General features: G+C 34.3%; 8 protein-coding genes. 3 read left to right on the forward strand and 5 right to left on the reverse strand.

The features are described from left to right. Positions 1–304 precede the first annotated feature (304 nt). The 4 genes from J7K39_10150 to J7K39_10165 form a co-directional block, all read right to left on the reverse strand. Entirely contained in the window at positions 305–3,400 is a 3,096-nt protein-coding gene (locus tag J7K39_10150) for a DUF2723 domain-containing protein (GenBank protein ID MCD6180250.1), read from the reverse strand. Positions 3,401–3,418: 18 nt separating this feature from the next. Beyond that, a complete protein-coding gene (locus tag J7K39_10155; protein MCD6180251.1) occupies positions 3,419–4,204 on the reverse strand; it encodes a class I SAM-dependent methyltransferase in 786 nt (261 codons plus the stop codon). 172 nt (positions 4,205–4,376) lie between these two features. Further along, complete coding sequence (locus J7K39_10160) at positions 4,377–5,771, reverse strand: sigma-54-dependent Fis family transcriptional regulator (protein ID MCD6180252.1); 1,395 nt, start codon at positions 5,769–5,771, stop codon at positions 4,377–4,379. 48 nt (positions 5,772–5,819) lie between these two features. Then, entirely contained in the window at positions 5,820–9,371 is a 3,552-nt protein-coding gene (locus J7K39_10165; GenBank protein ID MCD6180253.1) for a VCBS repeat-containing protein, read from the reverse strand. A 162-nt stretch (positions 9,372–9,533) separates the two neighbouring features. Here J7K39_10165 and J7K39_10170 point away from each other — a divergent pair, with 162 nt between their 5' ends. The 3 genes from J7K39_10170 to J7K39_10180 all read left to right on the forward strand — a co-directional run bounded on the left by J7K39_10170 (position 9,534) and on the right by J7K39_10180 (position 12,782). Then, positions 9,534–9,758: a hypothetical protein gene (locus tag J7K39_10170; protein ID MCD6180254.1), complete on the forward strand. Its 225-nt coding sequence runs from the start codon at positions 9,534–9,536 to the stop codon at positions 9,756–9,758. A gap of 25 nt (positions 9,759–9,783) precedes the next feature. After that, the gene (locus J7K39_10175) at positions 9,784–10,635 is read left to right on the forward strand and encodes a hypothetical protein (GenBank protein ID MCD6180255.1); all 852 of its coding nucleotides are present in this window, start codon (positions 9,784–9,786) and stop codon (positions 10,633–10,635) included. Between the two features lie 83 nt (positions 10,636–10,718). Continuing rightward, the gene (locus J7K39_10180) at positions 10,719–12,782 is read left to right on the forward strand and encodes a T9SS type A sorting domain-containing protein (GenBank protein ID MCD6180256.1); all 2,064 of its coding nucleotides are present in this window, start codon (positions 10,719–10,721) and stop codon (positions 12,780–12,782) included. A gap of 74 nt (positions 12,783–12,856) precedes the next feature. Here the strand turns inward: J7K39_10180 and J7K39_10185 are convergent. Continuing rightward, positions 12,857–13,399 (reverse strand): CapA family protein (locus tag J7K39_10185; GenBank protein ID MCD6180257.1); only part of this gene is annotated, 543 nt, incomplete at its 5' end.

Raw genomic sequence — 13,399 nt, forward strand, 5'->3', positions numbered from 1 at the left:
CACCTTAGCGACTTGGCGACTTCGCGAGAAAATATATTACGCAAAGACGCAGAGGCGCAGAGAAAAAAGAGAGATGGTAAAGAAGAAATAAAACACAAATAACACCTTAGCGACTTGGCGACTTCGCGAGAAAATATATTACGCAAAGACGCAGAGGCGCAGAGAAAAAAGAGAGATGGTAAAGAAGAAATAAAACACAAATAACACCTTAGCGGCTTGGCGACTTCGCGAGAAAATATATTACGCAAAGACGCAGGCAGCCACAGTTTAGTGATATGCAATAAAAGTATGCATTCGTTTTTTTCTAGTAAAACTCAATTTGACTAGTAAATGTACTATCAATTTTTGTGCTTAATTCTTTTAAACCATACTCTTCAGTTGATTGTCCTAAGCGTTGTAAAACTCCCAATGCCGTTTGCTGATCGTTAATCAGCAATTCTTTAAAAATAGGACGTTGAGAATTAATGAAATCAAGATCGGAAGTATAATAATCATATAAAGCATTAATTACAACCTTAGCTTTTTCCATTTCGCCGGCACGCATATAGCTCTCTGCATATGGTAGCATATACATATCCCAATGAATCTTATTATTTGGGAAATAATGTACATAAGTGTCTAAGGCTTGCACTGCCTTTTTGGTATATTCTTTAATCTGAGAAGCATGTTTTACAGAATCTTCCAAAGCAAGAATATCCGCACGATCTAAGAATGTTTCAGAAACTCTTAATAAGTTATTTTTTGGAATTCCTGCATTGCGATAGCTCTCGCGGTCAACACTCACATTATCTTTTTCAAGATTACCGTATTTAGCTGTATTTACTAAAAGCTCGAAAGATTTTTCAGGATTAACGCCTCCCATATTTTTAATATAGCCTTCGGCTTTATATGGTCGTAATCGATAAACAAAACCCTCAAGATGCATATATTCATCTAATCCTAAAACTTTTCTGATACTCGATGGATTAGCAAAATAAATAGGACGATCCCAATTGTTGGTAGAAATAAGATCCAATAACATCAAATCATTTTTATACAAAGCACTTCTGCCAATTCTCCAACTTAAACTATCGGGAATTTGGTCTAATTTATCTTTTGGTACTGTTCCGTTGCTAATTAGTTTTGCTTTATTAAGAGTGAGCTTAACATTATGTGTTGGTACAAAGTTTATGCTTGTTCCACTTGCCATTTGAACTTTTGACGAAGGATGATCGCTTTTAACAAAAGCTATAACATCTTTTAGTTCAGGAGTTCCTTCAATTCTATCGTAAATAGGAATTAAATCGTTTATTCCCTTATTATATTTTTCGGGAGGTAAACTTAAGGGTATTTTCTCCGAATCGTATATTTTACGACCTAATTGATGAACATACCAAGACCCCGACGAAAGCATATAGTTAACCACTCTAACGTCGGTACGGTATCCTTCTACTTCTTGAATATACCACAAAGGGAAGGTATCATTATCGCCATTAACAAATAAAATTGCATTGGGTTCGCAAGATGATAAATAGTTATATGCAAAATCTCTTGGTGTTGTTCTGCCCGATCTGTTATGGTCGTCCCAGCCTTCGCTGGCCATTATTCCGGGAACTAAAATAAGTGTAAGTAAACCAATTATTACTGTCGAAACTTTTAAGCCGAGTTTTTTATTTAAAAAGTTAATTAGCGGAAGTAAACCTAAGCCTATCCAAATAGCAAAAGCGTAGAAAGAACCGGCATAGGCATAATCCCTCTCACGTGGTTGGTAAGGTGTAAAGTTAAGATAGACGATAATTGCTATACCTGTCATAATAAATAAAAGTAGCACAACCCAGAAATCTTTATTGTTTCGGTTAAGCTGAAATATTAATCCGATAAGACCAAGAATAAATGGTAAGAAATAAAATTTATTATTGGCAACATTATTACTTTGTATAGGAAGTTTATCTTGGTTTCCCAAGCGCGCAGAATCGATAAAATTTATGCCGCTGAGCCAGTTTCCGTTACGGATATTAGGTTGTGATTCAACATCATTTTGTCGTCCTACAAAATTCCACATAAAATAGCGGAAATACATATGTCCGATTTGATATCCAAAAAAGAAACGAAGGTTATCGCCAAAAGTAGGTTTATATACAATCTTGTCGTTTCCTTCTCTATCTATGGTTTTTACGGGAATGCCTCGCGAAGTTTTGTAGTTTTCATATATCTTTATGTGTTCGGGTTTTTGGTTGCTCCACATTCGTGGAAACAATCCCGACAATTTAGGATCGAATACAGGTTCTGACCCCTCTCCCGTATCCGTCATAATGTATTTCCCCGATGCTTTATCTTGTATATAAGTTGGTGATTTATCGTTCCAAGAAGTTATATCGGCATTATAATACTGACCGTAAAGCAGTGGCCAGCTACCGTATTGTTCGCGCAATAAATAAGAGAGCATTCCGATAGCATCTTTTGGATCGTTTTCGTTGATAGGAGGATTGGCATTAGCTCTAATAACAATCATAAAAAACGAAGAATATCCGATAAGAATAAAGGTGACACTTAAAATGGCTATATGTGCTATTAATTGTTTCTTCTTATGAGTATAACGAATAGCCCAAACGATTAAAGCTATGACTATAATAAAGAAAATAAAACTTCCTGAATTAAAAGGTAATCCAATAGTGTTTACAAAAAACAGTTCAAAACTACCGGCTAATTTTATTGTCATTGGAATAATAAAATACATAATAAACGACAATACAAAAAGCGAAATCAGACCTGCCAAAACAAAGCCTTTTAAATTTGTTTTCTTAAATTTCTTAAAGTAAACAACATAGGTTATTGCCGGTATAGCCAATAAGTTAAGCAGGTGAACTCCAATGGATAAGCCCATTAAAAAAGCGATAAGAATAAGCCAGCGATAAGAATACTTACTGTCGGCTACTTCTTCCCATTTTAGAATAGCCCAAAATACAACTGCGGTGAATAAAGACGACATAGCGTATACCTCGCCTTCAACAGCAGAGAACCAAAATGAATCGGTAAAAGTATAAGCTAAAGCACCCACTATACCGCTTGCCATAATAGGATATAATGCTTGCTTACTTTCGGGATTAGGAACTAATCTTTTGGCTAAACGTGTTATCGTCCAGAAAAGAAATAAAATAGTAAAACTACTCGATAGGGCAGACATAGAATTTATCATCAGGGCAACATTTTTAGTGTTGCCAAAAGCAAACAAACTAAAAAAGCGACCCAGCAATTGAAATAGTGGAGCTCCCGGAGGATGTCCTACTTGCAGCTTATACGATGTTGCTACATATTCTCCAACATCCCACCAGCTGGCACTTGGCTCGACAGTTAAGAGATAGACTAACGATGCAATTGCAAAAATTATCCATCCAATAATATTATTTACTTTTTTATACATAGTGTATTTCTTAAATTCTTATCCTTTTTTCTTTTCGGCAATAACAAAAAAATCAAAACAACCTTCTGTTGAATCGCCTAAATAAAAATCGTTTAATTGTATATGGTTAACGGTATTTGTGTTTGTTTTGTGTAATTTGTTTCTATTAATCCTGTTTAAGATATCGTAAGGGATTTGTAAAAGCTGTCGAGGTAATCTGTATTGCAGATTAAGAATGTCGAAGCGAGTAATACGAGCAACACTTTCTTTATTTGCCTGATAATACTTCATCACCTTTTCGCTTCCAAAAATACCTTTTATATCAATCGTATCAAATACCGTTGATGTGAGATATTGTAGTTCTTTTGAAATATATTCGCGTATATGCCAAGGATTACGTGTTAATGACATTTTACGATTTGGCGTTGTTAATATTAGTTTTCCGCCCGGTTTTAAAACACGGTAAATTTCTCTAATGAAAAAATTATCGTCTTTTATATGTTCAATAACTTGAAAACTTACTACAAAATCGAAGGTGTTAGCCGCGATATTTTTGAGCGGAGGAACAGACATTTGGTGAAAATGGACTTTCTTTTTATCCTCTTTCGATAAATTATATTTTGATGGAAACTTATCAACAGCAGTATATATTTCTGCTTTTGGCGATAGATATTCTATACCATAACCTTCGCCTGAACCTATTTCCAGTATCTGACCGGATATGCGTTTGGCTGCTTCAAAATATGCAATCATATGACGCTGATGCATTACATTATCAGAAGGCAGTTTGGCAGAATGACGTTCGGCAGTTTGAATAATACTCATGAATTTTTATATCTTCAATGCCGACAAATTTAGGGATTTTATTGGGTTTATGCAGGCAAATTTTGCCGTCTAACATTTTTTAAGAATCTTATAGTAAATCTTTGAAATGAAACTGTATTTTTTTGGATGTTAGGGACACTTATGCTGATGGATAAAGAGAATCTAAAATTAACTAATTATTTTCATCCTCTTTTACCCTTTTTATTGTTTTGTGTAGAGTTGTTCTGTCAATGCCAAGATCTTTTGCGCATTTAGTGATATTGTTATCATTTTTCTTTAATATTTTTTCGAGATAATATTTTTCAACTTGACGCGCGGCTTTGTCGGCAGCTTTTTTTCGTGCTTCAATTAATTCTTCCCAAGATTTTATTTCTTTCTCCGGTTCATAATAATATAGTTCTCCCAACTTTTGTCTGTCAGGTATATTTAAAGATATTTCATTACTGTTTTGGGAAAGCACAACAGCACGCATAATGAAATTATACAATTCGCGAACATTTCCCGGCCAGTCGTATTCCATCAGTAATTGTAATGATTCTTCAGCCATATTCTTTAAAGGAACTTTTGCTTCCTGACAGGCTATTTTTTTAAAATGTTGGACAAGCAGAGGAATATCTTTTTTTCTTTCTCTTAGAGGTGGAACATCAATTCGTAATATATCGAGCCGATAATATAAGTCTTCCCTAAAAAGACCCTTTTTAACCAAAGTCTCTAGTTTTCTGTTGGTTGCAACAATTACTCTTGCATTTGTTTTTATAGGATTAATTCCTCCAACCCTATGAAATTCTTTTTCTTGAAGAACACGTAAAAGAGCTACTTGAGAGTTCTGATCTAGTTCTCCTATCTCATCAAGAAAGAGAGTTCCATCGCCTGCCAATTCAAATCGTCCCGGTTTTCTATAGTCTGCTCCGGTAAAAGCTCCTTTTTCATGTCCGAAAAGTTCACTAGATAAAAGGTCTTTTGGAATAGCAGCACAATTTACAGCTACAAAGGGTTTTTCTGATCTCTCACTGATTTGGTGAATTTGTCGGGTAACCAACTCTTTTCCTGTACCACTTTCGCCATAAATTAATAGGGTGCTATTGTTGTTTGAAAAGAGTTTTATTTGCTCATTTAATTTTTGCATTATCGGAGTTTCTCCGATTAATTTTTTATAGGGTTGTTCTATATCTTCTTTTAAAGATTCTGTTTGGAGTAATAAAAGACGATGTTCGAGTGCTTTATTAATTTGTAATTTTAATTCAGCTATTTTGGTGGTTTTAGAAATATAGTCAAAAGCACCTTTTTTTATGGCTTTAATGGCGGTATCAATGGAGCTATAGTCTGTTATCATTATTATGGGAATGTGTTTGTCTTCCATTTTAATAATATCAATTGCAGATAATCCACTTTCGCCGTCTTTAAGCATAAGATCCAGAAGCACCAAATTGGGTGAATGTTTATTTAGGAGAAATATTCCTTGTCCAACAGTGTCGGCTGAAATTGTATCAAAATCTTTCTTTAATAATAATTTTAAGTCGGATGTGTAATTCTGATCATCATCTATAATTAAAATCAATTTTTTCATAGCTCAATACTTTCTATTTTTAACCGTTCAATCAGAAAAGTCTCAAATTTAATTTTTATATCCGTTTTGTAATTCAATAGTAAATCTTGTCTTTCTGTTGGGAACACTTTCTTTTAGTGTTATTCTCCCTCCATATTTTGAAAGTGTTTCTTTACAATAAAAGAGGCCGTAGCCGGTACTGTTATTTGTTGAGTATCCATTTTCGAATATCACATTAAACTTCTCATTTGGAACTCCACAGCCATTGTCGATAATTTCAATAAAAACTCGAGGATCGCTTTTCAATAATTTTATGCTTAACTGTTTATCTTTAGTATGGCGCATTGCTTTTACAGAATTTTGTACGCAATTATCTATTATACTGGTTAGTTCCTGAGAATCTATTAAAACGTTATCTTCTTCTGATAAAAAACTAATGATATTTATTTTGATATTTTCTTTTGAGAGTGTGGGTTTAAGCTCATTAAGAAGGTTTTCTGTTATTTTTTTCGGAATACATGAATGTGATGCAAATACATCATGCTTAAGCTTAGAGAGTGCATCTCTTAGTTTAATTATGGCTAAATATATTTTGTCTTTGCTAACAGAATTTATTAGACCAAAGTCTTGATTTACAATGTGTAATATTTGATATTTATAATTTTCAAGATCACGGGTTAAGGTTTGGTTGTATTTAAGACTCTTATTCAGAGATATAATTTGATTTAAGATGGGGATTGTTAATTCGGTAAAAGTTTTTTTTCTTTCCAAAAAAGGTAAATAATATTCTTCATTGCTCATATCCTCAAGAGATAAGTTTTCGAAATAAAGCTGTAAACTATTTAAGTTGCTCAATGCCCAAGCCCCGTGAGTAAAGTTTAATAATGATTGAAATAATTCCAGCTCTTTCTCTGTTTTGCTCTTCAGATTGTGTGAACTTTTTATCAAATAGAAAAAAACAAGTGAGCCTGCTGAACTGAAAAAAATAATTCCTATAGGAATGTAATATTTTATAAATGGTTTAGATGTTGTTAGCGCACTTAAGAGGATGATAAATAGGATTGTGTTAACTGCAAGTACACTACTTGTTAAAGAAATATCCCAATTGAATCTCTTCCTGCCAATAAGGATGGTAAATAATATTATTAGAAATCCGATAAGAGCAGTAAACAGATAGGATAGGAACACTTTGTTATTTAGCAATATGTATGCATAATTATCCCAAGTATACCACCAAGATAAGGGAGCTTTCGCTTCCGTAATATGAAGGGTTTTCCCTGATGAGATGGATTTTAAGGATATTGTTCTTCCCGCTTTGAATTTTATTAGAATATCATATTTTTTTTCAGAGTTTAAACCAAAGTGTGCTATATTTTCATTTTGATAATTTAGTCCTGTAAGTTGACTACCTATTTGCCGGTATCCTACTAAATAATTAGAATCGTTTAGATGCTTATTTTCATAAATCCAAATTTTAGCTCCTAATCCTTGGCTGTTTGATTTTATTCCGCTTAACTTAATACGAAGAAAATTATTGTTATTCAAATTGTTCCTCCAAAGCACATTGCGTCCTTTTTTAAAACCGTAGATGTCTAAGTCTCCATCCTTATCAATATCGCCTATGGCTGCAAACTTGAGCTTACTATCGCTTATTCCAAGTTTTTCAGATTCATCTACAAAAATTCGGGCAGAATCATTTAAATAAATATAGTTTGTTAGTTTTCCTTCAGATGAAATACTTATAAATAGATCGATGTATCCGTTATTGTCAAAATCTCCGGAATTAATTGTTTCTCCTATTTTGCCTGTATTTAGATTATCTAAACCAATTTTCTTTGTGATATTAATAAAATTTCCATGCCCATCATTTTCTAATACCCTGATAAGCGGACTTTCGCCGAGTGAAAAAATATCTAAATCGCCATCATTATCAAAATCAAAAACTATTGCTTCTCCTTTTCTTTGCTGATGTTGTAGAATGTTAGTATTCAATTCAGATTGTCTCCAACCTCTTTCTTTAGTTTTAAAATTAATAACATTAAAATTCCAATTGCGGACTACATACATATCATCCAAACCATCGTTATTAAAATCGGCAAATATTGTTTTGGTGTTCCAACCCTTAAATAAATCTGTGTTAGAATTTTCGATAGGTTTAAATTTACCATAACCATTATTGATTAAAAATAAAATATTCCCCTTTCCGGATTGACTATAGCCAAAAACCAAGGCTAAGTCAGGATCTCCATCAGTGTCGATATCTGAAATGCATACTTGCTGTTGAGGTCTGTTTGCATATTTTTTTGGAACTTGAAATGAAAAGGAGAGTTGATATTGTTCTGCTGTTTTTGTATAAATATTTACTTCATAGTTTCCATTTTTATAATTGGAACTGATAATCTCCGGCTTTTCATCTCCATTTAAGTCAAAGGCGTAGCTGTAAAATCCATTAAATGAGAGTTGATTAAGCCCCAGGGGATCGGTAAAATTGGTAAAATAATTCCGTGTATTGTTAAGATAAAGGTAGGGATGTCGGTAGTCTGAAATATTGAATAATAATATATCCGAGAAATCATCTTTATTGAAATCTGAGAGAATAATACTTGGTATTATTTTATTATACAATTGGTTTTCATAATGAATAGAAGAAAATTGAAAACCGTTGAAAGTAAATTCAGGTCCTTCAATTCCAAATATTGAGGCGTAATTCAAAAAGAAATTTCCGGAATATTCTTGGTTGTACAGCAAGTCGAGATTTTGTGTAAGTAATAAGAATTGTCCATCGTCAAGCTCTTGATAGGATTTAATTTTATATGCAGTTGGGAATGAAAGTGTTTTTCCATCTTTAGAAAAGATGTTATAATGACCATTACTAACTAATGGCACTTCTATTGGGAATGGGGACTTATTTATATTTACACGTTCTATCTTTTTATTGAAAAGCCTGTAGATTTCTCCGTTTATGGTACGAAAGAACAAATAGTTATCAGAATATTTGATATCGGTAATAATGCTATTATTAATGTCTTTATTATTACCATTAGTATAGCTTGTAAATTTTGTTCCATCCCAAGAGTAGAGCCCTTCGCCATCTGTTCCTATCCACAAAATCCCTTCGGGATCTAATTCAGTGACATTGATATGCGACTGAATGGGTGAGGACAATCTATGGCATTGATTATTTTCGAGTTTAATAAGTAAACCAAAATTGCCTGATATGTATAATGCATCTGATATTTTTGTAAGCTGTAGGAGTGGATATGGTGCTATATAAGTGTAGTGTATAATTTTACCATTATTTATTTCGCTGATATGGGTTTCCCAACCTATATCAGTCGACAATATTATAATCCTGTCTTTTTCCACATAAATGGGAAGTATCTTTCGGATTTCAAAGCCTGAAACAAGACGCTTTATTGGGTACGAAATCCATCGATCATTTTGAAAATGAAGAATGTTTTTGTCCTTATCCATAAGCCAATAATCTGCAAGCGAATTACCCCCAATAATTTTAGAAATTTTTTTAGGAGAGCTAATTGTTCTTAGCCTTTGCTTGGCATTTACAGAAAGGGTATTTGATAGTAAGAAAAAAAGTAAAAACAGCTTTAGTATCCGCTTCATAAATCCAAAAAAATAATTGTGGCTTTGTATGTCCACAGTGTGGTGCTTGCTGTCTACATTAATGTAGATTCTTTGTTCCAAAAATAAGCAAAAATATCTAATTAGCAAGGGATTCCGAAATTCGGCATCTTTCTTGTAAATAGACAGCGAAAGAATAAAGAAATGGGAAATATAAAACATCATTTTAAAATATGTACCGGATGTCATTATTTCTGTAATGAAAAAGAATCGATAGAATATTGCCCTTATTGTGGCGATAAGTTAATTGATAAATGTCCCAATTGTGGTGAAGTAATTACAACACCATATGGAAACTATTGTACAAAATGTGGAGCTTTGTATCCGGGGCGAACACCTAGTAAAGAAAAATATCAAAATTTAAAATAACAGTATTTATTAAAACCGTTTAAAAATGAAAAAAGTATCTATTTTTTTAATGATTATGTTGATGGCAGTTGCCGGAGCATCGTTTGGACAAGTGGCTAAATACCAGCCAAAAGTTATTATTTTGTTTCTTGGAGAGAAGAATCCTACTTTTGATGAGAGTAAATATCCCGATTTATCATTCTATTATACTCCAGAACTTGAATTGGTTAAAAGCGAAAAAGCAAAATCGCAAAGTTCTGGAAAAAAAGCTTTTGGTTCTTTGACTGGTTTTAGTGGACAAAGCTCGGCTGAAGCTTCTGATGAGTACACCGGTACTCCTGCAGAGATTATAAACTTAGCAATTGGCACCAGAGACGTTTACCTTTTTGATAAGAAAGGTGTATTCAGCGGAAAGTTATGGGGTAAATTTGGAGATGATGACAGAAAACTTGACGATTGGGCTTTCTTACTCAGTGGCAAAAGGAAAACAGTTGTTACCGATGGTGCACCTTACGATACTAAAAAGTTAGGAGCTTTTGCTAAAGACTTTGTAAAGAAAGGTAAAACCACAGGAAAAGTTAAGAATAAAAAAGTAAAAAAAGGAAAACAGCCAACATTGCATAATATGTATGGGGAAAAGTGGCCTGACTTTAAAGTGCAGGATGCATCAGGACAAGAAGTTAATTTCAGCGAAATTACTTCAGGGAATCCGTTAACAATGGTATGTACTGTATATCTTGAGAAAGATTACGATATGAATAAAGCCAAAGAGAGTGGAGAAGGAAAATCGGGAAAAGAATATATGAATAGTGTAGCTGAAGCTGTGGCTGCTGGCAATGCTGTTTCAGGCCTTAGTAATTTGGAGTCTCAAATATTCAAATATAGTGTGGAGAGATAATCAAAAATATTGTGTCTTTATAGGGCCTGATACAGGAAAAATGCTGTTCTTTAGTATAAATGGATAATTAAAATAGATTAAAAATGAAAAAAATCCTCTTAAGTTTAACGTTATTATTCTCAGTCGCTGTGTTTTCACAAACAAATGTGTCTGTTACCGTTTCCAAAAGTAGTATGACGGAGAGTGAGAGTATAGATGTTATTGCAAATATAGATGCCGTTACAGATAAAGATGTTGTTGTAGATTTTGATTTTAGCGGTACGGCAAAAAATAACATAGACTATGTTAATTATTTCCTTAGCAAAGGAACAGGAAGTACTGTTGCGGGTGGAAATGGCTACGGAAGTGATCTTAATCAATTAGGGCAACCATCAGGTATTTTTGTTGATTTAGATGGGAATATGTATATAGCGGAACACGATGGAGATCGTGTTTCCAAGTGGGCACCAGGAGCTACTGAAGGAGTTATTGTTGCTGGTGGTAATGGAGATTATGGAGGAGCATTAAATCAGGTGGATGGTCCTCGCGGTATTTTTGTTGATTTAGATGGAAATATTTACGTGTCAGAAAGAGGAAATCATCGTGTTTCTAAGTGGGCACCCGGAGCTACTGAAGGAGTTGTTGTTGCCGGAGGAAATGGAGGTGGTTCGGCTGCTAACCAATTGTATCTTCCTTTTGGTGTCTTTGTTGATTTAGATGGAAATGTTTATGTGGCAGATGCTGGAAATCATCGTGTGCAGAAATGGACTCCCGGAGCTACAGAAGGGACTACTGTTGCCGGAGGAAATGACTATGGATCGGCAGCTAACCAATTAGATCCGGCCGGATTATTTGTTGATCTTGATGGAAATATTTATGTGGCGGATTATAATAATAATCGTGTGCAAAAGTGGCCCCCCGGAGCATCAGAAGGGATTACTGTTGCCGGAGAAAATGTTGGTGGATCAGCTGCCAATCAGCTTGATAACCCATTAGATGTTTTTGTAGATTTAGAAGACAATATTTATGTGGCAGATTTTTATAATCATAGAATACAAAAATGGATTGCCGGAGCATCAGAAGGGATTACTGTTGCCGGAGGAAATGGTGAAGGATCAGATCCCAATCAAATAACAACTGCACATGGTGTTTTCGTTGATTTGGGTGGAAATATTTATGTGGCCGATAGGGATAATCAACGTATTCAAAAATTTCAATATGCACCTCAAATAGTTATTCCAGCCGGTGAGTCGACTGCTAAAATAACGGTAAGTGGAATAGTAGATGGAATAAGTGACGAAGGTGATGAAACGGTTATTGTTGATGCAGTACGAGCAACAAATGCAAGTTTTACGGGTAGTCAGCACTTTGAGTTAATAATTACTGAAGATAAAGAAACAATCTTAGCTGAAAACTTCGATGGTTCCGTATTCCTACCTACGGGTTGGACACAGACTATAACAAATACAAGCAATACTTGGTTTCAAGGAAATCCTACGGATAATCCTTTTACTGCTATTGATGCGACAAATGTTTATTCGGCATTATGCCCTTGGGTTGCCGAAGATCAGGATGAGTGGCTTAAATCGCCTGCCTTTGCTTTGCCCGATGGAATTTTATCTTTGGGGTTTTATGCTGGATACGGTACAAACTGGCTTTCATATGCAACCATAAAATTATACATATCCATTAATGGAGGATCGGATTGGTCACAAATATGGGAAGCTGATAATGATGGTGAAGCTTGGGGATGGAGAAAAATTGATATCGATTTAAGTACTTATGCCAATAACTCTAATGTTATGCTTGCATGGCAATATGTTGGCAATGATGGTGATATGGTTGGTATTGATAATGTGAAGATTAAGCAGGAAACTACAGGCATAACTGAATTGATAGTCGATAATACTAACTTTATGGTTTCTAATTATCCAAACCCTTTTAGCTCACAAACAACAATCTCTCTACAGTTGGTAGAGCAGTCTGATGTAGAATTGTCGGTTTATAATAGTTTGGGACAGAAAGTGGAGAGCCTTTTTAAAGGGAATTTAACTGCCGGAAATCATCAATTTAATTTTGATGCAAATGGACTAAAAGCAGGCGTTTATTATTATCGCATCACTAGCAATGGAAACAGTTCAACAAAAGCAATGCTTCTAACGGATTAATCAAATCCGTAATTTATATTGTAAATCTCTCTGCTTTGCATAAAGTAGAGAGATTTTTATTTATAAGCATAGCTTTAAAAATCACCATTTTCTGATATCTTCAATATGTTTTCCGGTAGGTCGCTTTTGTTTAATTTATTAATTACATCAATCACTCTTTTGTGTGGATCGATATGTGTTCCCCCTTCACCGGCTTGATAAACAGAGATAATTTTCCCGCGTAAGAATTCTCCTTTTTCGTTGGTAACTAATTGCACCAAAGGTGCAATTCCATTAGGTCCGCTCAGATTAAAGCGAGCATAAGTGCTAAAATTTCCGAGGCTATAAGCTATAAACCGATTTTTGTAGATTTCCATTGCGCGCGTTACGTGTGGACCGTGACCGAAAATTACATCTGCACCGGCATCTATCATTTTATGTGCAAATTCGTAAATATTACCTCTGTTTTCACCATAGAATTCTTCGGTTTCTTTTGTTAAGTGCTGATAGTCTTTTCCTTCGGCTCCACCATGAAAAGAAACAATTACAATATCATTATTATCGGCCAAAGCTTTAACCATTTCTGCCGCTTTATCCGTTTTTAATAAATCGAGAGTACCTTTATTTGGAGCAAAAGC

This window comes from Bacteroidales bacterium (assembly GCA_021157585.1).
In the GTDB taxonomy this organism is placed as follows: Bacteria; Bacteroidota; Bacteroidia; order Bacteroidales; family UBA12170; genus UBA12170.

What these genes read in the sequence shown, in the direction of transcription:
- J7K39_10180 (MCD6180256.1), top strand. Translation starts at nt 10,719, where the DNA reads ATGAAAAAAATCCTCTTAAGTTTAACGTTATTATTCTCAGTCGCTGTG.
- J7K39_10155 (MCD6180251.1), bottom strand. Translation starts at nt 4,204, where the DNA reads ATGAGTATTATTCAAACTGCCGAACGTCATTCTGCCAAACTGCCTTCT.
- J7K39_10160 (MCD6180252.1), bottom strand. Translation starts at nt 5,771, where the DNA reads ATGAAAAAATTGATTTTAATTATAGATGATGATCAGAATTACACATCC.
- J7K39_10165 (MCD6180253.1), bottom strand. Translation starts at nt 9,371, where the DNA reads ATGAAGCGGATACTAAAGCTGTTTTTACTTTTTTTCTTACTATCAAAT.
- J7K39_10175 (MCD6180255.1), top strand. Translation starts at nt 9,784, where the DNA reads ATGAAAAAAGTATCTATTTTTTTAATGATTATGTTGATGGCAGTTGCC.
- J7K39_10150 (MCD6180250.1), bottom strand. Translation starts at nt 3,400, where the DNA reads ATGTATAAAAAAGTAAATAATATTATTGGATGGATAATTTTTGCAATT.
- J7K39_10170 (MCD6180254.1), top strand. Translation starts at nt 9,534, where the DNA reads ATGGGAAATATAAAACATCATTTTAAAATATGTACCGGATGTCATTAT.